This window comes from Chitinivorax tropicus, assembly GCF_014202905.1.
GTDB lineage: Bacteria > Pseudomonadota > Gammaproteobacteria > Burkholderiales > SCOH01 > Chitinivorax > Chitinivorax tropicus.
In genome coordinates this window covers 107,771-129,420 of the sequence record NZ_JACHHY010000004.1, presented here as the reverse complement: position 1 = coordinate 129,420, position 21,650 = coordinate 107,771, and the positions used below count along the sequence as shown (strand labels likewise).

Genomic DNA, 21,650 nt, shown 5'->3' with positions numbered 1-21,650 from the left:
TGTCCCGCGAGTGTTTAGGCAATACCTAGGAAATAGCTGATGATCTCAGCGTGGTCTTCGTACATGGCCGGCTCCAGCAATGCCAGCTCTGCGATGGGGAACCACTTCGCCTTCTCGGCATCGTCCCCACCTTTGACTTCAGGCAGTTGTCCGCTTGGAAAATCGATGTGGAACGCTTGGGTCAGGGTACGGCCCCGCAGGCTTCGATCGGGGTGATCAAACAAGCGATTGGCCTTGATCGAGCCGCGCAGCACCGATGGCAGGATCTTGACTCGGGTTTCCTCACGCAACTCACGAATCATCGCCTGCTCGGTGGTCTCGGTCTGCCCGACAAAGCCGCCCGGCAGGGCCCACAGCCCCTTACCGGGTTGTGCACGGCGTTTGACCAGCAATACATGTCCAGAGCAAGTCAACACTGCATCCACCGTCATGAAGGTAGGCGGATACGGCGCATGAGCCCAGGCAGCTTTGTAATCACGGGTAAAGGTGTATTCCTGCACCAGGCTGTCGTATTCCGGGCTTTGTGCAAAACTCTGCAAGAAAGCCGCCACTGGTGCAGGCACCTTGGTGGCCAAGCGCATCCAGTGTCCATCCCGGTTGGTATCGCAGAACATCATGTCGCGCAGCTCGGTCGCGTTCAGACCCGACAGGTTTTCCACCTCGATCAGCTCCCACTGTGGGAACATCTTCAAATAATAGGACGATGCATCCTTGCTGTGGCCGATCAGGCCGATGCGAGCACCTTTTGGCAGATTCTCGTCCGCCACTGCCTGCTGCACCACCTTGAGCCATTGTGCTTCGTTATAGAGAAAATCACGCAATGGCTTGATGGCCACACGCCCACGCTCTTCGGCATCCAGGCAATGGTGCAGCATGATGGCGCGTTCATCGAAGGTGAATGGATTTTTGATGGTACGAGGCTTGTTGCTGGAGCCAGCCAGCACCAACACACGGTTGGCTTGAGACAGCGCAGTCTGAACGATATGCAGGTGCGCGTTGTGCAGGGGCTGTAAACGCCCGATGAAAATGATCAGATCGTATTGCATGTCGATTCTCCATCGATTCATTGTATTGACTTCGCTACCGAAGCCCTACCGCGTCTATCGCAGTGTCATAGCAGCCATGATGACACCCATCAAAATGCGATGTCAAGTCTCATCTGGCAGGGTGGGGCGCGCCTCATCCATCATCCGATTTGCGGTGCCTTGTCACCATCTGCACAACCGTTCATCAAAACCTCTTGCCTTGTGCCATTAAAACCAAATCAATTTACTCAACCATTCCATTTCATGACAAAACAATTTCAAAAGACCACTCAGACTTTGACAAAGATCAAACAAGCATCAATCTACTCAAAAGCACAAAAAAACAGCCATTCAATCACATGATATTCAATCAATTTCGAAACAATATATTGAAACAATATAGAGCATCATTGAAATAAAACGAAAAAATCAAATAGAAATAAGCAAAGTTTATTATATACAAATACAACAAATATATAAAATATATCATTTGAATTTACAACAATTTAGCCTTCTCTTATGCTGATCTCGCCTATCAAATTGGCGCATTTCAAATTCATTTAAATGCGAAAAGTCAAATAGACTTTTATATAGCAGATACCACCCTCTCACCGCCACTCAAGATATCGGATAAGCAGCTGAAAACCACGGAACTGGAACAATGAATTACACCGCCCACCTGGATACGTTTACACGAGACGGGCTTCCCCCGCCTGATCAACTGCCGGAATGTCTATTTGATCTGCCCGAACTGCAGTTTCCGAGCCAAGTGAATTGTGCTGCAGCGTTGCTCGACGATGCCGTCCATGTCCGTGGTTGGGGGGATCGGGTGGCGCTGCGATTTGAGGAGGGTGGCTGCTGGACGTATCGGATGCTACTGGCACAGGCCAATCGCATTGCCCAGGTATTGCGTGAAGACATGGGCCTGGTAGCGGGGAATCGCGTGCTGTTACGCGGGGCGAATCACCCTATGCTGGCAGCGGCTTGGTTTGGCGTGGTCAAGGCTGGGGGGGTCGCGGTGACGACCATGCCCTTGCTGCGCGCCAAGGAGTTACGACAGATCGTGCAGAAAGCGCGGATTTCACATGCAATCTGCGAAGCAAGCCGGGCGGATGAGTTGCAATTGGCTGCAATGGCCTGCCCTGATCTGCAATCGGTGTGTTTTTACCATGACGAGTCGGCACAGGGGCTGGAAGCGCTCATGGCAAGCAAGGATGGCTGTTTCGACAATGTGCCGACGGCGGCTGACGATGCCTGTCTGATTGCGTTCACATCGGGCACCACCGGGCAACCCAAGGCCACGGTGCATTTCCACCGCGATGTGTTGGCCATCTGCCAGTGCTTCCCGCAGTACATTCTGCGAGCCGACGCAACAGATGTCTTTTCGGGCTCCCCGCCGCTGGGGTTTACCTTCGGACTGGGAGGGCTGTTGCTGTTTCCGCTCAGCATCGGTGCCTCTACCGTCTTACTGGCAAAAGGTGCGCCAGAGCAGTTGCGCACCGCCATTGCACAACATCAGATCAGCGTCCTGTTCACCGCCCCCACCGCGTATCGGGCCATGGCTGCGGTGGCCAAGGCTGCCGAGTTACGCAGCCTGCGCAAGTGTGTTTCGGCGGGCGAGGTTCTGCCGGTTTCCACTCGTAACAGTTGGCGACAATTGACGGGGATCGAACTCATCGATGGAATCGGCGCCACGGAATTGCTGCACATTTTTGTATCAGCCGATGAGCAGCAGGTACGCCCGGGGGCCACTGGCAAGGCCATTCCAGGCTATCAGGCCCGTGTGGTGGATGAGCTGGGCCGCCCACTGCCGCCCTATCAGGTAGGCCGATTGGCCGTCAAAGGGCCGACGGGTTGTCGATATCTCGATGATCCGCGCCAAGCGGATTATGTGCAGGGCGGCTGGAATCTCACCGGTGATGCCTATTACATGGATGAGGACGGTTATTTGTTCTATCAGGCCCGCGTCGATGATCTGATCATCAGCGCTGGCTACAACATCGCCCCTGTCGAGATCGAGGACATTCTGCTGCAACACCCTGCGGTCGCGGAATGTGCGGTGGTGGGGCAGCCAGATGCGGACCGCAACATGGTGGTGTGCGCACACGTCGTGCCCAGGCCGGGTTTCGAGCCCTCCGAGCAGTTGACCCAGGATCTGCAACAGTATGTCAAACAACAAATCGCACCATATAAGTACCCACGGGTGATCGAGTATCACACCGCCCTGCCCCGCAATGAAACAGGCAAGTTGCAACGCTTCCGATTGCGCCATGCAGCCATGGCCTAGGCGTTGTGCCGATGGCGCGCCCCACCCTGCCATATGACTCACCGGGCAGCCGGTCTTACCTCAGAACCTGCATTGACCTGGGTTGTGGCGCCATACCAACAGAATCTGGGCGGGGTTGAACGCCCCCCAGTGGATTGAAAGCCGTTTGTGTCCATCCCGCACTACCGAAACCCAGTGCGGGGCGTAGTGAATCTTGTATCAAGGAAGGAAAGTGCAGTGAACATTCTTGGCGCCGGCATTGCCTTGCCGGATACCCCACCCAACCCCAACGCACTGGCCAGCGACTATGCCGTCAAAGCGGCGCGACAGGCATTGTCGCAAGCCCGTACCCTCCCCTCGGAAATCGATCTGATCATCAGCCTGTCGATTTCGCCCAGCCGGGTGGCAACAGCCGCCAACATTGCCGGGCCCAGGCTCAGCCACCCTATTCAACGTGATCTGCGCGCCAGCCATGCGGTGGTCTTCGACCTGCTGGATGCGGACTGGTCGTTCGCGTTGGACATCGCGCAAAGCTACTGCCGCCAATTGGGCTACCGTCGTGCCTTGGTTGTCCGGGCAGAATGCCTGGCCGATGTCGCCCAGGTCGCAGGCAGTGGATTCAGCGATGGCGCGGGGGCCATTGTGCTCACCTCGGGGCGCCGGCCTCATCGTGCAGCCTATGGCGAGCTGGGCATTCCACCATTGGTAAGTGCCCCGGCACTGTCTGTTGCGCAGATACACGATACCGGCTGCTACGCCCGGTTGGATAGCTGCTACGACGCCCAGGCCCAGCGCTTTGCCGCACACCCCGCCCAGGTCGGGCGTGTCTTCGAGACCATCATCGAGTCAGTGCTCAGCTCGCAGGATGGCCCGGTTGACCGCCTGTTCTGCGAATCCTGGCTCAGCCCGTGGTTACCTCACCAGACGTGGGCTCATCGTGCCGATCACATCATGATCGAGCACGCGTCCACTGATGTCCCAATGCTCTTCCAATTCCCCGCTTGGCTGGCAGACCGGCTGCGGCAGTCTGGCCGTTCGAGTGGTACCAATCAATTGGCTCTCACGCTCGATGTGTTCAAGTCGCGTGTTGGCTGTTTCGTGATGGAGTGACGCATGACCCCAGCCGTTCAGATGGCCAGCCTGGCCTACACCCTTCCCTCGCGCCTGTTACGGAACGATGACCCGGCTTTTGATCGGATCGAAGGTATCCAGCCAGCCTGGTGGCAATTCTGGGGGATCGAATCCCGCTATGTGGTGGATGAAACAGCCGGCGAATCGGAGCTGACCCTGGCTTGGCAGACAGCGGCCCGAGCCTTGGACTACGCAGGCATCGAGGCTGCGCAGCTCGATCTGGTGTTGACGAATATCACCTCGCCATTTGTTTCACATGATGGCACCACCGACAGCCGCCATTTCGCCCCCCGGCTGTCGGGCCTGCTGAAAGCCAAACTGGGCGCACACCGCGCACTGCACGCAGATATCGAAGTGGAATGTGCCAGCTTTCTGTTCCAGATGCAGACAGCGGTCAATCTGATCAAGCAAGGGCGAATCCAACGTGCGTTGATCTGCTCGACAGAGCGCATGTCAGCTTTGGTGGACTACACCTGCAAGTCCTCGACCAATTTCGGTGATGGTGCGGCAGCAGCGGTGTTGACCGCTGCCAATGCCGATGAGGTGACGGCAGACTGGGTGGACGCGGTCTATCACAGCGATGCCCAGCATTATGACCTCGCCACCGTGCAGTGGCGCTACCCCAAGGCCGCTGACACTGCAGCGACGCCTGACGCCTACGCCGATCAATTTGGTGCCTATTTCACGCTGAAACCGGAAGCCCAGGAAGCCATTGCGCGATTCATGCCAGAGACCATTCCAGACATGGTCAATCAATTGCTGCGCAAGACAGGCCATCGTGCAGACGATATCCACACCATGGTTTTCCACCAACCGTCGAAGATCCTGGTCGAGGCGTGGGCGCAGAAACTAGGCCTCTCTCCCGAACGCTATGTGATCAGGCTGTCAGACTGTGCCTGCCTGGTTTCCGCATCGGTGCCAATGGCGCTGTTCGAATCGATCCGGCTGGGCAAGATCAAACCTGGCGATCTGGTCATCATCGCCGGGGCGGGCGCGGGCTGGGGGTTTGGCGCACAGCTTTGGCGGTGGGGTCATACCGCCATCGGCCCGGAAGGAGCGTCATATGCAGCCTAGTGTGACGATTGCCGGGCTCGGCTATTGCCTGCCGGAGCGGGTGGTCAGCAACGATGAGGTCGCCCGCTTCATCGACACCAATGATGCGTTCATCCGCACCCGGACAGGTGTGGTTGCCCGCCGTTATCTGGCTCCCGAGCAATGCCTGGCAGACCTGGCCTGCCCTGCGGCGGAGCGGGCCATGGCACAAGCGGGTGTGCAACCAAGCGAGATCGATCTGCTGATCGTCAACACGCTATCCCCCGATTACCACGACCCCTCCGAGGCCTGCTATATCCAGCCACGGCTGGGGTTGCGTCCGATCCCTTGTTTCGATATCCGCGCCCAGTGCAGCGCTGGGCTGTATGGCCTGGAGATCGCCCGCCATTTTCTCGCCAGCGGCGTGTACCGCAATGTGCTGCTTATTTGCGCAGAAGCCTTGTCGCGCCGCCTGGACACCAGCAATGAAGGACGCAATTTGTCCATCCTGCTCAGTGACGGGGCGGCAGCGATGGTGTTGCAACCCGCCAGCAAGGCGGGGCCTGGATTGCTGGATATCCTGCTGGGGGCGGATGGCAGCCAGTTCGAGCTGCTCCATACCCAGGCGCCCGGCACAAAACGCCCGCACTTCATCGATGCAGATGATCTGGCCGCTGGGCGGCATTGTTTCCGCATGCGTGGGGCAGACATGTTTCAGGATGCCACCCGCCGCATCGTCGAATCCTGCCGTGCGCTGTTGGCCCGGCACCAGCTCACTTTGTCCGACATCGGTCTGGTGATCCCGCATCAACCGAATCTGCGCATTCTCGAAGCAGTCTGTGCCGAGCTGGGCCTGCCGCCAGAGCGCTGCATGCAGACGGTTGACCAGCTTGGCAACATGGCCAGCGCCGCCTTCCCTGTCGCCCTGGCAATGGCGCGCGAGCAAGGGCGCATGCCCCCCGGCCAACTCAATCTGCTGGTGACCTATGGCTCTGGGGCAACCTGGGCCGCTGCCTTGTATCGGAGCTGACAAGATGACCCACACCAAAATCGGCTGGCAACACCCGCACCTGGCTGTGCTGGGTACCCCAGAGATACCACTGTATCTGATTGTGAACCAAGACAGCGCTACCTTGATCGAAGGCGGGCTCTCCGGCATGACTGATCGAGTCTGGCAGCAATTGCACAGCCTGCTCGCCCCATATGGTGGCATCCGCCATCTGCGCCATTGGTTGATCACCCACTCCCACTATGACCACTGCAGCCTGCTGATGACGCTCAAATCACGGATGCCGTGGGTTCAGGTCATGGGCTCGATACGCACCGCCGATGCGCTGCAACGCCCCTCTGCCATCGAGGTGATCCGCATGCTGGATGACGAAGCCTCTGCCTGCTACCAACCGGTGCCACTGGCTGATCGGCACCCTCTTGCCGACGTGCCCTTGCATGTGCTGTTGCCCACCCATGCGCTCGACATCGGGCAAGGCATGCAGATCCGCGCCATTCCCTTGCCTGGCCATAGCGTTTGCCAGCAGGGCTATTACTGTGAGGCGCTGGGGCTGTTGTTCGTCTCCGACGCCCTGGGTGAATGGCAAGGCGAGGGGCAATGGCTGCCACTGGTCTTTCAGGATGTACCCGCCTATCGCCGCTCGCTGGCCTGCATCGATCAACTGGGCGCGGAGCAGATCGCGTTGGGTCATCACGCCATCTTACAGGGCCCGGCAGCTCGGCTGGCCGCAAGCCAGGCCATGGCCAAGCTTCACAGCATGCAGGAACAGGCATTGGCCCTGGATGCCACCCCCGCCAGTCAGCACCGGCTGGCGCAACAGTGGACGACACAATTCGGACTCCGCAGTGCCAAGGTGGTGTCCCCCAAGCTGCATCTACAAAGCATGCAACGCATGATTCAACTGTTCCGCCGGAACGAATTGGAGATCTCGGTATGAAACAAGACAAAATCGATGTGCTGATCAATGGCTGCGGCATTGGTGGTGCGGTTCTTGCCTATGCACTGGGCAGGCAGGGCTATCGAGTGGCGGTGGTGGAGCAAGCCTCGCGGGAGCGCAACCTGAATGGAGCGGATCTGCTCAAACCGGCTGGCATCCAGGTGCTCGATGATCTGGGTCTGCTTCCGGCCACACTCGCCCATGGCGGGCGGGTACGGCATGAAGTCGAGGTGTTCCATGACGGCGAACTCATGGCCACCATCGACTACCGTTATATCAATGAGCGCGGCTATTTCATCCTGATCCCCTGTGAACACCTGCGGCGCATGGTGTTGCAACAGATCGAGTCCCAGCTGCCCAATGTCCGGCTGCTCTACCAGACCCGTGTGACCGATGTTGAATACAGCGAGCCAGACCACATCAGCAACGTCACCCTCAGCGATGGTCAACAGTTGCACCCACAGGTGGTGGTGGGGTGTGATGGCGTATCGTCCATGGTTCGCCGTTGGCTTGGCGTACAAAGTAACCGTCAGGTATATGACGAGCCCATGTACTTCGCCACGTTCCCACTGACCACCAGCGTCGATCAGCGCAATCGCCTGTATATCGATTCCGGCAGAGGCTTGGCTTATTTCTACCCGGTTGCACGCGATCAAACCCGCCTGGTGATCTGCTTTCCACGCGAAGAAGCCCGCACCCTGCTGCAAGACACCAGTGGCGAAGCCCTGCGCACCCGTCTGCGGACATTCGTTTCCTCCGCCAGCGATGATGCCATCGCCATGGTCACCGACACTCGCGACTTCAAGGGCATCCCGATCGGTTCGGTGAATATCGATCGCTACCATGGCGGTAATATGGTGCTGCTGGGTGATGCAATCCACACTGTGCACCCCATCACCGGCCAAGGCATGAATCTCGCCATTGAAGACGCCGGCTGCCTGTCATCCTTGCTCGATCAGTATTTCCAGGGCCAGATCACGCTGCCCACGGCGCTGGCGGCCTATCAACAGGAACGCCATCCCATCAACGGCGGCGTGGTCGAATATGGCCATCGGCTGGCCAGCTCGTTTCATGATCACCGCTGTTTTGCCGCCAACTTCAACCTGCACCTGCAAGGCAGCGGGCGCAACCCCGCGATGTTCAATGCGGCGTAGACCACACAGCCTCTCCCCGACATTTGATGACTGACCTCGACACCATGACCATCCGCGCCTTTCCCACTACTTTGAACGAATTGTTGCAACTTCGCGCTGACACCACACCCGACAAGACCGCCTATGTGTTCTTGAACGGCCCAGCAGATGCGGAAACTGCCACCCCGCTCAGCTACGCCGAGCTCGACCAGGCCGCGAGACAGGTTGCTGGCAGGCTCATCCAGCAAGGCATCGCGCCCAACGACCGGGTGCTGTTGCTCTGTCAGCCGGGGCTGGATTATGTCATCGGCTTTTTCGGGGTACTCTACGCCGGTGCCGTTGCGGTGCCGGTGTTCCCACCCCGCAATCGCCAGCATGTTCCACGTATAGTCGGCATACTCGACAACGCCGGTGCGACCGCCATCATCTGCACCAGCAGCGACAGTGAGCGCTTTGCCAAGCTGTTGCAAGACACCGCCGCGCATCGCATTCCTTTGTTGGATGTCAGCACGATCGATGCGAACCCGCTACCTGTTGCTGCCACTGTATCACCCTCACAGATCGCCTTCCTGCAGTACACATCAGGCACCACCGGCACCCCAAAAGGAGTGATGGTGACCCACGCCAATATCCTGCACAACCTGGGGTTGATTCTGGAGTGTGTCGGAGGCCATGACCACAGCACCATGGTCAGCTGGCTGCCGCCCTATCACGACATGGGCCTCATCGGCGGCATCCTGACCCCGTTGTACCGTGGCTATCGTAGCGTGTTGATGGCGCCGGAGCGGTTCATCCAGCACCCGTATCTGTGGCTGCGCGCCGTCAGCCAGTATCGGGCCGACCTGACCGGTGCGCCGAATTTCGCCTACAGCTTGTGCTGCCGACGTGTCTCGGACGAGCAACTGACGGGGCTGGATCTCAGCTCACTCAACACGACCTATTGCGGCGCCGAGTCCGTCAAACCCAGCACCATGCAACAGTTCAGCCAGCGCTTTGGCGCAGTGGGTTTCGACCCGGCCAGCCTCGTGCCATGTTATGGCTTGGCGGAAGGCACGCTGATTGTCACAGGCCGGCGGCGACCAGACCCACTCCATACCTTGCATGTCGATCTCGCTGCATTGCAACAACAACGGCTGCAGATCAATCGGGCATTCGATGGTCTCGACCAGGCCGCAGCCGCCGCCGTTCAGGCTGATCGTGAATTGATGAGCGTCGGCATGCCAATGGGGCAGCAACTGGTCAAGGTACGCGATCCTCAGACCCATGCATGCTGCGGGGAAGACGTGATCGGGGAGATCTGTGTCGCCGGGCCGAGTGTTGCCCCCGGCTATTGGGAGCAACCCGAGCAAACTGCAGCGACATTTCAGCAAGCCCTCGTTGGTGAAAGCACCCAGGCATTCATGCGCACTGGCGATTTGGGATTTTTCCACCGTGGCGAGTTGTATATCACGGGTCGTCTGAAAGACATGATCATCATCGCCGGACGCAATTACTATTCGGAGGATATCGAACATAGCGTCATCAGCCATCAGTCCATGGTCGTCCCCAATGGTTGTGCAGCGTTCACGCTCGACCATGACGACACCGAGAAATTGGTGATCGTAGCGGAAATGGAACGCACCCAGCGGAAAGGGGATCTGGAACAGGTCACCCGTGGCATCCGTGATGCAATCTGGGCACGGCATGAAATCAGCCCCAGTGCAGTGATCCTGGTTCAGCCGGGCGGGGTGCCCAAAACATCCAGCGGTAAGGTCAGGCGTAGCACCTGCCGCGCCATGCTCTGTGAAAGCCAGCTGAAGGTGTTGCACCACTGGGACAATGGCACGCTGCCGGCGGCTTGGGTCGCCCCCAGCGGGGAGACCACATCGATACCGGCACCATCTCAGACAGATGTCGATGCCATTCTGACCTGGCTGCGGGACTACGCCCGCACCCGCATCGATTCACGCACCATTGACGAGCGCCGCACCATTCCCCCGCATATTGTGCTGGATCTGGGCAATCGCGGCCTGCTGGGCATGCAGATCGGGGCGGAATATGGCGGGCTGGGGTTGTCCACCACCGACATGCTGCGGGTGGTCGAACAGCTGGCCTCGATCGATCTGACCCTGGCCTTCTTCGTCGGCCTCAACAACACCCTGGGCATCCGTCCCATTCTGCAACATGCCCAACCCGCGCTACGCCAAGCACTGCTACCACAATTGGCCACTGGGCGCATGCTGGCGGCCTTCGCCTTGACCGAGCCTGGCGCCGGGTCCAACCCCCGCGCCATTCAAGCCACCGCCAGCCTGAACGGCCAGGGAGAGTGGTCATTGTTCGGGCAGAAAAGCTGGAGTGGTTCATCAGCCTGGGCTGGTGTGATCAATGTGTTTGCCAAACAAGCAGATGGCAGTGGGGTGACGGGATTTGCCGTGCTGCAAGGCACGCCAGGATTACGCATGGGAGAAGAAGAGCTGACCATGGGTGTCCGGGGCATGATCCAGAACACCGTGTACCTGGAAGATGCCTGTGTCAGCGACACCCACCGACTGGGGGCGAACGGTGCCGGCATGGACATCGCACAGGAAACCATGAACTTTGCCCGACTGGGGTTTGGGGCCACCGGCGTGGGCGGTATGAAACGCTGCATCCAGTTGCTGCACCGCTATGCTGAGCGTCGCCAGGTCAGCACGGGCCTGCTGCTGAACAATGTCCTGACCCGGCAACGCCTGGGCGAATGGGTGCAGCGCACGGATGCTCTGTCCGCACTGGTCAAGCGGCTCGCACACGACATCGATCAAGGCTTTGGTGTGCCCGAAGACAGCCTGCTGATCTGCAAGGTACTCAGCTCAGAGCTGCTCTGGAAGACCACTGATGAGCTGATGCAGGCCCTGGGTGGTCGTGGCTATATCGAAACCAATCTGGTGCCGCAGATGCTGCGCGATGCCCGTCTGACACGTATTTTCGAGGGGCCGACCGAGACATTGCTGATGCACCTGGGCAGCCGGGTCCTCAATCGAGGCGACACCTTGCTGCAATACATCGACGGCAAGCTGGGCGGGCACGCCATTGCCGCCGACATCCGGCACATGGCAGACCAGATTCTGCACGACAGCCTGCGTGCCGCTGACCAGCTGGGCACTGAGACCGACGCCACACACTGGGCGCACTACTGGCTGGGCAACATCGCGCAATGGGGTCTGTTGTTGGCTGTGGTGGAGCAAGCTGCGCAATCCAAAACCTTTGACGATGCCGCGCTCACCTGGGCCCGCGCCCAATACGAGCAGGCGATCGAAAACAGCCTGCGCCAGGCCGACCTGCGGCAGGCCCTGCCTACTCGCGCCATGTTGGACAAGCAGGTGGCGCGACTGACCGAATCCCTGCAGGACATCGAACAGACTCTCCCTCCGGCCCTGCAACAACCGGACGCCTGGTTACAAGACGCGCCCCCAGCACCACGAGCTGCCGTGGCCATGCCCGCGTTCGACAGATCGGTCAAGATGCCAGAGCCGACACCATGCACCGAACAGGAGGTGGCCATCCAGGCTTGGCTGGTGGGGTGGCTGCGGGCGCGCATCCCGCACCAATCGGGCGAGCTGAATGGGCACACCACCTTTGCCGATATCGGCCTGGATTCGATATTGGCGATTGAATTGATGATGTCCCTGACCGACACCTATGGCGTGCAGGTGGATTCGTCCGCTGCCTGGGATCACCCCACCATCGGTGCCCTGGCCGCCTTTGTCGCCAGCCGGTTGGCCAGCCACAGCCTGGTCTGATCCATCCGAACCTTGAGAAATCGAGAAACCCAATGACCACCACCACACTTGCAGATACATTGGCATCACTCAGCCAACAACTGACCGACTACTTATGCTCCCACCCCACCGACACCTATCGCGCGTTGGGTATCCCGCCCACTGCAGGCTTGACGGTAGAGGTGACAGAGTCCGCCTGCCCCATCACCCACCACGAGCAGGATGGCCTCACCTGCATCCGGATCGGGCTGGAAGACGCCCGCCGCGTACTGGCCTACACCCATGCTTGCGGCTGGGCGAACGGAGTGGTACTGATCCCGACCCTGACCAAACTGGTGGCAGCGGGTGCCTTTGCCGATCTGAAGGCGGGCGAGCCTCGCGGCATGCTGGCTTTTGCCCGGCAACGTAGCAGCGACCCCACCCCCAACCTGGGCATGCTGTGGGGCGCACTGAATCTGATCGCCCTGACAGGCTGGCTGATCTTGGATCGTGGCGATGAAACCGCCCACTATCAATTGACCCCGAGTGGTGCCTGTGCCGTGGCCTATGTCGAGCAACATCGCGCCTTGTTCAACCGCCTGGCCAGCGCATCGGATATGTTGCAGCACGCCCATGCGCTATGCCATGGTCGCCTGCAAAACCCGGCTTACGTCGCACTGTATGTCGATCTGGTGCAGACCAGCCAGTCTGGCTGGCCATTGCGCACCGGCACAGACCCGATCTCCAAACGGGTACGCTGCCAGCTGCAGACCGCCATGGATGGCCTGCTGGCGGGCCCGACCTGGATCGCGCTGGACATGCCTGTTTTTGAACAGCGGGGCGACAGGCAAAGCAAAGTCGCACCGGCCATCCTGGAGCAGATGAGTGACCCGCTGGCATGGGTCGATTCAACCACCAGCTGGCCCCATGCCTCGCCCGATTTCCTGACAGCCGCATGGCAGTTGATGCACCGCCTGGGCATGCTGGAGCGCAGCCCGGACGGCCAACAGATCCGCCTCAGTGCTGAAGGCGTGATCCACCGCCCCATCGCCGCCCCCTATGCCGCCCTGCCCGCCTCGTATCTACGCTCTTATGCCGTGCTGGAAGAGCTGTTGTTCGGCAACCCAGACCCATTGGGCGTCGCACACGATCGACACATCGACCGGGTCATGAATATCTATGGCTCCAGCGGCGCCGGCTCTGGGCCCGCCTCGCGGGAGATCTCAGAAAAGATCATCCGTCGACTGTTCAACGATACCCCACTGAACCGCCAACCTGCCGGCATTGCAGACATAGGATGCGGCGACGGCAGCGCGTTGAAGCGGCTGGCCGAGTACATCATCCAGCACACCTTACGCGGCAAGCATCTGGCCGACTACCCCTTGCTGGTGGTGGGGGCCGACTATAATGAATCCGCCCGCAGCCGGGCGACCGACACCTTGGCGCCGCTGAGTCAGCAAGCCGATGTGCAGGTACGGGTACTCCATGCCGACATTGCTCGACCTGATCAATACAACCAGACCTTGACCGAGAGCGGCCTGACCGTCAGAACCCAGTCCGGTGCGTTGCGCCCAGCCCAACTGAGTGATCTGGTGCATACCTTCATGTTCCTGGTACATAACCGGCCACTGGCCATCCGGGCTCCGGAACAGGCAAGCAGCATTCTGCAACAGCATCTCGACAAAGTAGACCCACAGCGGCTGCGGAAGATCCTGTCCCAGCACTTTTCCGAGGCTTACCCACCAGCCAGCCCTGATGCCACGGACAAACCGACACTGGAAGAACTGAAAGGCCTGTTCCGGGTTGCCTATGCCGACGAACAAGGCTTGGTACCAGGCTATGTGGCGGCGGCAGACCTGATCGACTTCATCCACCGCTGGCGCCCATATATCCAGCACGGCTTTCTGGCTGTGGAAGGCCATAGCCCCTGGGCCGCCAACCTGGTAGAAGCCGCGCCCAGCAACCCGGCGCACTGGATGCGTAGCGAACAGCTGGCAGCCGTGTTCAACTGGGGGATGCATTTCCTGTCCTGGCAGCTGATGATGCCGTTCAATGAATTCCAGCTTGCGTTATGCTTGGCAGGTTTGGCGCCACGGCAGGACATCTATGGCCGAGTCCATCCAGAGGGCTTCCCTGGGCTGGATCTCCTGAGTGAATACCGCTTCTTCAGCATTGCCGACTATATACCGGTCGATGACACAACCGGGCATTGAGCACCTATGCATGACCGTCATCAAATATCATGATGGCGGTCATGCCAGGGGGGATGAAAGATACCCGACGATATCGAGAGATCTGGATCTGATCACAGAAATGGTGGCAGGCTATGTGCGCAAACCTGCCCAGTAGAGGAACAGTCGTGGCGCCCCGAGCGGGCAGTGATCATATTGACGGCGTCTAGGCTTGATTGCCTGCACAACCGCTCAGCATTGTCTTGAGCCCGGTAAGATTCTTCAATTCGATGTATTTGTTCTGAACCGTGATCAAGCCCTCGTCCTGAAAGCGGGAGAGCGTCCGACTGACGGTTTCCAGCTTCAGCCCGAGAAAGCTGCCGATCTCCTCACGGGTCATCCGCAAATGGAAACCACTCGCGGAATAACCACGCGCAGCAAAACGTTGTGACAGATTCAGCAGAAATGCCGCCAGCCGCTCCTCGGCCTTCATATTGCCAAGCAACATCATCACGCCATGATCGCGGACGATCTCGCGGCTCATCACCTTGTACAGATGCCGCTGCAGCGCGGGAATGGCCCGACACAGATCCTCCAGGCGCTGGTAGGGCATTTCACAGATTTCGCTGTCCTCCAACGCAATGGCATGACAGGTATGGTTCTCCGTGCTGATGGCATCCAAGCCCATCAGCTCGCCGGACATATGAAAGCCAGTCACCTGTTCGCGACCATCTTCAGACAACACCACCGTCTTGAAAAAACCGGTGCGGATGGCGTAAAGCGATTTGAATGGCTCGCCTGCCCGGTACAGGGCTTCACCTTTTTTGACCTTGACACCTTGGTTGACCAGCCGCTCCAGCTGCGCCAACTCCTCCAGCGACATTCCGACCGGCAGACACAATTCCTGCAAGGTGCATGTGGAACAGGCTGCCTTCAGTTGTTTGAATGAGATGTCTCGAATAGGAATAGATGCGGATTGCTGCATAAATAAGGCCACGAAAAAAACAGTGAAACTATGACATGGATGTTGACCCAAATCAAATGGGATTGCGCCTTACGCTGGCATGATCCGATCATCGATTCTTGTTTGCAGGCGACACAATGTCCGTTCTTCCCCTTCCCTCCTCCCTGAATGACTACAACACGGTCGAGGTCGATCTGGAGTTGATCCGACGGTTGGATCGCAATGGGCCGCGCTACACCTCATACCCGACAGCAGATCGCTTCATCGAGGCATTCAATCAGGACAGCTATGCAGCCTGGATGCGCCGCCGCAATATCGGCCCCTTGGCACGCCCACTGTCACTGTATTTCCATCTGCCTTTCTGCAACACGGTGTGTTACTACTGTGCCTGCAATAAGGTCATCACCAAGGATCGTGGCCGGTCTGCCAAATATGTGCGCTATCTGGCCCACGAAATGAAGCTGCAAGCCTCGCTACTGGGCCGTGACCGGCGGGTGGAACAACTGCACTGGGGCGGTGGTACGCCGACGTTTCTGCCGGCGGAGCAGATGGTCGAGCTGATGAACGCCACCCGTGAGCATTTCCAGCTGATCGAGAACGGGGAATATTCCATCGAGATCGATCCGCGCAAAGTCGATGCCGAAACTGTCGCCCTGCTTGGCAAGCTCGGGTTCAACCGCATGAGTGTCGGCGTGCAGGATTTCGACCCCTCGGTGCAGGTAGCCGTCAATCGGGTGCAGTCCGAGACCGAGACGCTCGCGGTGGTCGAGGCCGCCCGGGCGAACGGCTTCAAATCGGTCAGCATGGATCTGATCTACGGCCTGCCCTTGCAGACGGTCGATTCATTTGACCGCACCTTGGACAAAGTGCTGTCCATGCGCCCCAACCGCCTGTCGATCTACAACTATGCGCACATGCCACAGCTGTTCAAACCGCAACGGCGCATCAATGTGATCGATCTGCCCCAGGCCAAGACCAAGCTGGACATCATGAAGCATGCCATCTCCAGATTGGCCGAAGCGGGCTACGTATATATTGGCATGGATCACTTCGCCCAGCCGGATGACGAATTGGCGATTGCCCAGCGTCAGGGTCGCCTGCACCGCAATTTCCAGGGTTACTCCACCCATGCCGATTGTGACCTGCTGGCCATGGGCGTCTCGGCAATCGGTAAGATCGGGCCCACCTACAGCCAGAATTACCGCACGCTCGACGAATATTATGATTGTCTGGATCGGGATGAATTGCCCATCATGCGAGGCATCGAGCTGACAGGTGACGACCTGTTGCGCCGTGCCATCATCCAGGCGTTGATGTGCCAATTCGAGATTTCCATCGAATCGCTGGAAATCGCCCACCTGGTGGATTTCAACCGCTATTTCGCCAGCGAGCTGGCGCAACTGCGTGAGTATGAAAAATCAGGGTTGCTGTCGATCAAAGATGGCTGGATCACTGTCTCCCCGAAAGGCCGATTACTGATCCGCACCATCTGCATGGTATTCGACCGTTACCTGCGCCATGACGATGAACGGATGAAATACTCCAAAGTCATCTGATCACCCGGCCCACCGGAAAAAAGCTTTCCTGTTGCTTGTCTTGTCGCCGCAAGGTGCCTTCCAAGTACATTGATCTACCGCGTCGCAAGGCGCGGTTTTTTTGCGTGGCCTGTCAGCACCCAACCTGACCTGCTATGCTTCGCCCCATGCTTGAAATCAGCCTATTGTCTCTCTTTCTGTCTGGTCTGCTGGGCGGTGTGCACTGTGCCGGGATGTGCGGCGGACTGGTCGGCGCCATGTCGCTCAATTTGCCAGCAGCCAATCGCCATCGGCTCATCATGGGCTACAACCTGGGCCGCCTCACCAGTTACGTGCTGGCTGGGGCCCTTGCCGGGGCAGTGGGGGCGAGCAGCTTGTTGCTGCAACAGCTCCTGCCCATTTCAATAGCGCTCTACCTGATTGCCAACCTGCTCCTGATTGGCCTGGGCCTTTATCTGGCGGGGCTGTCCAGTGCGATTACCCAACTGGAACGGCTGGGCGGAAGGCTGTGGCGGGTGATCCAACCCAGACTGGCCCGTCACCTGCCGATACGCCGGTTGTCGGATGCATGGTGGGCAGGCATGGTCTGGGGCTGGCTGCCCTGCGGTCTGGTGTATACCGCATTGGTATCGGCCTTGGCCAGTGGGTCGCCATGGCGGGGAGCGGGTGTGATGCTGGCATTTGGATTGGGTACCCTGCCAAATCTGATTGCGATGGGCCTGTCGGCACAACAATTGCTGCGATGGTTGCAACAGGCCTGGGTGCGTCGCCTGGCGGGGTTGTCCGTCGCCGCGTTCGGTTTGCTGGGCCTGTTCCGTATCGGGTCGTTTCTGGGCGCAATATAACAGCTGCTGACGCTGCCAGCCTGCGCATGAAAAAACCCGGTCGCGACCGGGTTTTTTCATTGTCCGAGCAGACAGTCTTACAGCTCTTTAGCGTGCGAAGCGAGGTAGGACGCGACACCAGCAGCGTCGGCCTTCATGCCAGCCTTGCCTTTGTTCCAGCCAGCCGGGCACACTTCACCATGCTCTTCAGTGAACTGCAGTGCATCGACCATGCGGATCATTTCGTCAACATTACGACCCAGCGGCAGGTTGTTGACAACCTGATGCTGAACCACGCCTTGTTTGTCGATCAGGAATGAGCCGCGCAGTGCCACGCCACCATCGGTTTCCACATCATAGGCACGGCAGATTTCATGCTTCACGTCGGCAACCAGCGTATAACCGACCGGGCCGATGCCACCCTTGTCAACCGGTGTGTTGCGCCACGCCGCATGGGTGAATTGGCTGTCGATCGACACGCCGATCACTTCCACATTGCGCTTTTTGAATTCTTCCAGGCGGTGGTCAAATGCAATCAACTCAGACGGGCACACAAAGGTGAAGTCGAGCGGGTAGAAAAAGACGACCGCATATTTCCCCTTGATTGCTTCAGAAAAATGATAGTTTTCAGCGATCTCGCCATTGCCCAGTACGGCAGCGGCGGTAAAATCGGGGGCTTTTTTTCCAACGAGAACAGCCATTTGCGATCTCCTGACAAAGTGGTTGACGAAAAAATCGGGTGAAATCTACTCTGGCTTGGTTTGTGGTGTCAAATCAGAATTTCCTTGAAAACTGCGCCAGACAAGCCCCCGCAGTAATATGAGCTGTCGGGGCTGGCCTTTCTGAATACAGCTTGAGAGATATACAGGCGGCAATCAGTCGAAACTCACACAATAGACAGGTGGCAGCTCTGCGGACAGACGCTGCCAGTGATCCCCTTCATCGGCGGATACCCAGACCGAGCCGGTTGTCGATCCGAATGCCAGATGTCTCCCAACCCGATCAACCGCCAATGCATGTCGAAAAACCAGATGGTAGGCAGGCTGCGCAGGCAACCCTTGATAGAGCTTTTCCATGGTCTGCCCGCCATCCCGCGTGCGCATCACGTAAAAATCGCCCTGGCTTGGCACACGTGACATATCGGACTCCGCCGGCACGAACCAAGCGGTATTCGGGTCATTGGGATGCACCGCGACAGCAAACCCAAAATTCGACCAGCCACTATCGATGGCTTGCCAGCTTGCCAGATCGTCTGTCGAGCGGAAAATGCCACAGTGGTGCTGGCACCACCAAGCATCAGGAAAGCTGTGGCAATTGACGATGCGATGCGGGTCTTGTATCACCGGGTCTTCCTGTCGCTCAGGCGGCATGTAGGTGGCGCGCATGCCTGCCGTCCGCGCCTGCCAGGTGGCCAGACCATCCTCGCTACGCCAGACGCCGCCACAGGACACCCCGACCGTCACCCGACGACCGTCACGCTGATCGATACAGACTGAATGCAGGCCCGGCTCATCAGTGCCGCCACCAAACCACTCGGATCGTGACGGCAACATCCACAGTGATTCGACCAGGCCCCAGCTTTGTCCACCATCCCCAGACAGAAACAACGCAGCCGGAATGGTGCCCGCAAGCAACATACCAGGCATATCAGCCCCGGCTGCAGCCAGTGTCCATATGGTATCGACTGCGGGCGGAGTCTGGTCCGCCGTGACGGATTCGGGAGGGAAAGCAGGGGATGGCACTTCCTGCCATTGTGCGCCCTGGTCGTCCGAGATGTGCAGTTTCGGGCCGAAATGCCCGTGTCGCAAAGCAGCCAGCCAACGTCCACTACGCGGATCAACCAACACAGCGCTCACAGGGATGCCGACGAAATGATGTGCGGTCATCTGCCAAGCGGGTGCAGTCGTGCCCTGCTCGAACACAAATAAGCCTTTACGCGTACCAATCAATAGACGTGGCGCCATTGGATCATCCTCCGGACAAAGCCTGCATGATGTAGATACTGCTATCTGGTCTTAACGGGATATCGAGTTTTTCGCGATCCTGCAACATGCCATCGACAAAGATCGCAATGTGCCTGCGCACCCGCCCCTGCTCATCCAACACATACAGGCGGCCTGCTGGGTACGCGGCAAACGCCTCATCCAACAACGCACGCAAGATCAAGCTTCGGCATGGCACCGGCGCAACAGGCAGATAGTGCTGTAAATGGGGGGTGAACGCCACGGTAGGCATGATCTTCCTCAACCACGGAAAGGTGAAGACACATCGACCATCTCGCAGGCAGATGCCCTAGCCTGACCCGATTTTACGTGATGGCCAAACATCCATACGCCGTCAGCGAGGTGCCCAGCGATCCGCCGCCTGTTGATCAGATTCGCGGGCATCAACCCAGCGTGCGCCTTCTGCAGTATGCTCCAGTTTCCAGAACGGTGCCTGGGTTTTCAGATAGTCCATGATGAACTCACACGCCGCAAACGCGTCTCCCCGGTGGGCCGACGCCACCCCGACAAAGACGATCTGATCCAATGGCGCCAGCGGGCCAACACGGTGGATGACACGCACGGCTTGCAGCGGCCATTGTTGCCTGGCGTCATCCACAATCCGCTGTAGCGACTTTTCGGTCATGCCGGGGTAGTGCTCCAAGGTCATCCCACCAACCTGCGCACCCTCGTTGATATCCCGCACCAGGCCAACGAACATGGCCACCGCACCGATGGCTGGGTTACCGGCGCGCAATGCAGCCAACTCACGGGCCACATCAAAATCATCGGTCTGCACACGAATCATTGATCATCCCCCTGTGACAGGCGGAAAGATCGCCACCTCAACCTCATCGGTCAGCGGTGTGGAGAGCTGCGCCATCTCCTGCGCCACCGCCACGCGAAATGTCCGGCCTTCCGCCAGCTCGTCCGCCCAACGATCGCCCCGTGACCGCAGCAGCGATAACAAGTCAGCCACCGTAGCCGCAGACGAGGGCAGTGCCAGGCGCTCCTCGCCGCATCCAAAGACTTCCCGCAATCTTGCAAAATACAGAATTCGAACCCACATCATTGGATACTCTAACAAAATTGGAAAAAAATGCATTTATGCAGAAAAAACCGCTAAAACGAGGGTATACCCGTATGCAAATAGCAACTTGCTGCATTGCAACAAGAGTTATCATTCTAATATAATCTGAAACAAAAAGCGGCAAGCTCTCTATCCTGCTGACAACACAAGACCGATGAAAACATACGACCGGATCATACAGGCAAGCCTGGAATTGTTTAACGAGCACGGAGAGCGGGCGATCACCACCAATCATATCGCTGCGCATCTGGGCATCAGCCCTGGTAACCTGTATTACCACTTCCGCAACAAAGAAGAAATCATTTACCAGATTTTCCTGCAGTACAAGCAATTCATGGAAAATCGCCTGAGCGTGCCGACGGATCGACCGATCATGGTCGAAGACATGATTGTCTACCTGGATACGGCGTTCATCGGCATGTGGCGCTACCGCTTCATGTTCCATGACCTTGCCGGTCTGCTGGGCCGCAATGAGAAATTTGCCGAGGCGTATCAGAAGTTCATCCGTGAGGATATCATCGCCATTCTGACCGCGTTGTTTGGCGAATTCAGCTCCATCGGGCTGCTGGCGACCGATGCAGAGGAAATCGAGTCGCTGGTGGTCAATTGCTGGTTGATCATTAAATTCTGGTACGCTTTTCAACAGACCCAGAACCCGATGGGCAAGCTGACCGAGGAAATGGGGCGGCGCGGGGTGCGGCAGGTGCTCGCATTGTTCAAACCGCACATCCAGCCTATGTTCCGTCCGCTGTTTGCGGAAATCCAAGCCCGCTATCACGCCTGATCCGAGCCAGCCCCATGCTGCATGATTTCGACCCACACCAAGGTAACGGAG

At 58.4% G+C, this 21,650-nt stretch carries 19 protein-coding genes; 12 read left to right on the top strand and 7 right to left on the bottom strand.

Annotated features, from left to right (window positions below; translation table 11 throughout):
* Positions 1 to 14: 14 nt before the first annotated feature.
* Positions 15 to 1,046, bottom strand: coding sequence for a bifunctional nicotinamide-nucleotide adenylyltransferase/Nudix hydroxylase (locus tag HNQ59_RS04330; protein ID WP_221320173.1), 1,032 nt, complete (start codon positions 1,044 to 1,046; stop codon positions 15 to 17).
* A 99-nt stretch (positions 1,047 to 1,145) separates the two neighbouring features.
* Here HNQ59_RS04330 and HNQ59_RS04325 point away from each other — a divergent pair, with 99 nt between their 5' ends.
* The 9 genes from HNQ59_RS04325 (at position 1,146) to HNQ59_RS04285 (ending at position 14,462) form a co-directional block, all read left to right on the top strand.
* Positions 1,146 to 1,388, top strand: coding sequence for a hypothetical protein (locus HNQ59_RS04325; RefSeq protein WP_184035710.1), 243 nt, complete (start codon positions 1,146 to 1,148; stop codon positions 1,386 to 1,388).
* A gap of 316 nt (positions 1,389 to 1,704) precedes the next feature.
* On the top strand, positions 1,705 to 3,312 hold the full coding sequence (locus HNQ59_RS04320; protein WP_425491336.1) for an AMP-binding protein: 1,608 nt from the start codon (positions 1,705 to 1,707) through the stop codon (positions 3,310 to 3,312).
* A 216-nt stretch (positions 3,313 to 3,528) separates the two neighbouring features.
* Positions 3,529 to 4,401, top strand: a complete 873-nt coding sequence (locus tag HNQ59_RS04315) for a beta-ketoacyl-[acyl-carrier-protein] synthase family protein (RefSeq protein WP_184035704.1) — start codon at positions 3,529 to 3,531, stop codon at positions 4,399 to 4,401.
* 3 nt (positions 4,402 to 4,404) lie between these two features.
* Complete coding sequence (locus tag HNQ59_RS04310) at positions 4,405 to 5,496, top strand: 3-oxoacyl-ACP synthase III family protein (RefSeq protein WP_184035702.1); 1,092 nt, start codon at positions 4,405 to 4,407, stop codon at positions 5,494 to 5,496.
* Positions 5,486 to 6,484, top strand: coding sequence for a ketoacyl-ACP synthase III (locus HNQ59_RS04305; RefSeq protein ID WP_184035700.1), 999 nt, complete (start codon positions 5,486 to 5,488; stop codon positions 6,482 to 6,484). Before HNQ59_RS04310 ends, HNQ59_RS04305 begins: the two co-directional genes overlap by 11 nt.
* Before the next feature lie 4 nt (positions 6,485 to 6,488).
* Positions 6,489 to 7,400, top strand: coding sequence for an MBL fold metallo-hydrolase (locus tag HNQ59_RS04300; protein ID WP_184035697.1), 912 nt, complete (start codon positions 6,489 to 6,491; stop codon positions 7,398 to 7,400).
* Positions 7,397 to 8,554 (top strand): FAD-dependent monooxygenase, encoded by a 1,158-nt coding sequence (locus HNQ59_RS04295; protein ID WP_184035695.1) that lies wholly within the window; start codon positions 7,397 to 7,399, stop codon positions 8,552 to 8,554. Before HNQ59_RS04300 ends, HNQ59_RS04295 begins: the two co-directional genes overlap by 4 nt.
* Positions 8,555 to 8,598: 44 nt before the next feature.
* Entirely contained in the window at positions 8,599 to 12,291 is a 3,693-nt protein-coding gene (locus tag HNQ59_RS04290) for an AMP-binding protein (RefSeq protein WP_184035968.1), read from the top strand.
* A gap of 32 nt (positions 12,292 to 12,323) precedes the next feature.
* Positions 12,324 to 14,462, top strand: a complete 2,139-nt coding sequence (locus HNQ59_RS04285) for a class I SAM-dependent methyltransferase (protein ID WP_184035693.1) — start codon at positions 12,324 to 12,326, stop codon at positions 14,460 to 14,462.
* Between the two features lie 184 nt (positions 14,463 to 14,646).
* Here HNQ59_RS04285 and fnr read toward each other — a convergent pair whose 3' ends face one another.
* Entirely contained in the window at positions 14,647 to 15,405 is a 759-nt protein-coding gene (fnr, locus tag HNQ59_RS04280) for a fumarate/nitrate reduction transcriptional regulator Fnr (protein WP_184035691.1), read from the bottom strand.
* Between the two features lie 116 nt (positions 15,406 to 15,521).
* On the opposite strand from fnr, the gene hemN reads away from it, so the two are divergent.
* Entirely contained in the window at positions 15,522 to 16,940 is a 1,419-nt protein-coding gene (gene hemN / locus HNQ59_RS04275; RefSeq protein ID WP_184035689.1) for an oxygen-independent coproporphyrinogen III oxidase, read from the top strand.
* 146 nt (positions 16,941 to 17,086) lie between these two features.
* Positions 17,087 to 17,764, top strand: a complete 678-nt coding sequence (locus tag HNQ59_RS04270) for a sulfite exporter TauE/SafE family protein (protein WP_184035686.1) — start codon at positions 17,087 to 17,089, stop codon at positions 17,762 to 17,764.
* A gap of 77 nt (positions 17,765 to 17,841) precedes the next feature.
* On the opposite strand, the gene HNQ59_RS04265 is transcribed toward HNQ59_RS04270, so the two are convergent.
* From HNQ59_RS04265 to moaD, 5 genes are all read right to left on the bottom strand, one after another.
* Positions 17,842 to 18,444 (bottom strand): peroxiredoxin, encoded by a 603-nt coding sequence (locus HNQ59_RS04265; protein WP_184035684.1) that lies wholly within the window; start codon positions 18,442 to 18,444, stop codon positions 17,842 to 17,844.
* Positions 18,445 to 18,618: 174 nt separating this feature from the next.
* Positions 18,619 to 19,707: a WD40/YVTN/BNR-like repeat-containing protein gene (locus HNQ59_RS04260; RefSeq protein WP_184035682.1), complete on the bottom strand. Its 1,089-nt coding sequence runs from the start codon at positions 19,705 to 19,707 to the stop codon at positions 18,619 to 18,621.
* Between the two features lie 4 nt (positions 19,708 to 19,711).
* Positions 19,712 to 19,978 (bottom strand): MoaD/ThiS family protein, encoded by a 267-nt coding sequence (locus HNQ59_RS04255; RefSeq protein WP_184035680.1) that lies wholly within the window; start codon positions 19,976 to 19,978, stop codon positions 19,712 to 19,714.
* Between the two features lie 102 nt (positions 19,979 to 20,080).
* Positions 20,081 to 20,533, bottom strand: coding sequence for a molybdopterin synthase catalytic subunit MoaE (moaE, locus tag HNQ59_RS04250; RefSeq protein WP_184035678.1), 453 nt, complete (start codon positions 20,531 to 20,533; stop codon positions 20,081 to 20,083).
* Positions 20,534 to 20,536: 3 nt separating this feature from the next.
* Entirely contained in the window at positions 20,537 to 20,797 is a 261-nt protein-coding gene (gene moaD, locus HNQ59_RS04245; RefSeq protein ID WP_343074200.1) for a molybdopterin converting factor subunit 1, read from the bottom strand.
* A 172-nt stretch (positions 20,798 to 20,969) separates the two neighbouring features.
* On the opposite strand from moaD, the gene HNQ59_RS04240 reads away from it, so the two are divergent.
* Positions 20,970 to 21,599 carry a TetR/AcrR family transcriptional regulator gene (locus tag HNQ59_RS04240; RefSeq protein WP_184035676.1) on the top strand — a complete coding sequence of 210 codons (630 nt, stop codon included), beginning with the start codon at positions 20,970 to 20,972 and terminating at the stop codon, positions 21,597 to 21,599.
* The last annotated feature ends 51 nt before the right edge of the window (positions 21,600 to 21,650 follow it).

Coding starts and splice junctions, on each gene's coding strand:
- HNQ59_RS04330 (WP_221320173.1), bottom strand. CDS start 1,046: ATGCAATACGATCTGATCATTTTCATCGGGCGTTTACAGCCCCTGCAC.
- HNQ59_RS04325 (WP_184035710.1), top strand. CDS start 1,146: ATGTCAAGTCTCATCTGGCAGGGTGGGGCGCGCCTCATCCATCATCCG.
- HNQ59_RS04310 (WP_184035702.1), top strand. CDS start 4,405: ATGACCCCAGCCGTTCAGATGGCCAGCCTGGCCTACACCCTTCCCTCG.
- HNQ59_RS04305 (WP_184035700.1), top strand. CDS start 5,486: ATGCAGCCTAGTGTGACGATTGCCGGGCTCGGCTATTGCCTGCCGGAG.
- HNQ59_RS04300 (WP_184035697.1), top strand. CDS start 6,489: ATGACCCACACCAAAATCGGCTGGCAACACCCGCACCTGGCTGTGCTG.
- HNQ59_RS04295 (WP_184035695.1), top strand. CDS start 7,397: ATGAAACAAGACAAAATCGATGTGCTGATCAATGGCTGCGGCATTGGT.
- HNQ59_RS04290 (WP_184035968.1), top strand. CDS start 8,599: ATGACCATCCGCGCCTTTCCCACTACTTTGAACGAATTGTTGCAACTT.
- HNQ59_RS04285 (WP_184035693.1), top strand. CDS start 12,324: ATGACCACCACCACACTTGCAGATACATTGGCATCACTCAGCCAACAA.
- fnr (WP_184035691.1), bottom strand. CDS start 15,405: ATGCAGCAATCCGCATCTATTCCTATTCGAGACATCTCATTCAAACAA.
- hemN (WP_184035689.1), top strand. CDS start 15,522: ATGTCCGTTCTTCCCCTTCCCTCCTCCCTGAATGACTACAACACGGTC.
- HNQ59_RS04270 (WP_184035686.1), top strand. CDS start 17,087: ATGCTTGAAATCAGCCTATTGTCTCTCTTTCTGTCTGGTCTGCTGGGC.
- HNQ59_RS04265 (WP_184035684.1), bottom strand. CDS start 18,444: ATGGCTGTTCTCGTTGGAAAAAAAGCCCCCGATTTTACCGCCGCTGCC.
- HNQ59_RS04260 (WP_184035682.1), bottom strand. CDS start 19,707: ATGGCGCCACGTCTATTGATTGGTACGCGTAAAGGCTTATTTGTGTTC.
- HNQ59_RS04255 (WP_184035680.1), bottom strand. CDS start 19,978: ATGCCTACCGTGGCGTTCACCCCCCATTTACAGCACTATCTGCCTGTT.
- moaE (WP_184035678.1), bottom strand. CDS start 20,533: ATGATTCGTGTGCAGACCGATGATTTTGATGTGGCCCGTGAGTTGGCT.
- moaD (WP_343074200.1), bottom strand. CDS start 20,797: ATGATGTGGGTTCGAATTCTGTATTTTGCAAGATTGCGGGAAGTCTTT.
- HNQ59_RS04240 (WP_184035676.1), top strand. CDS start 20,970: ATGAAAACATACGACCGGATCATACAGGCAAGCCTGGAATTGTTTAAC.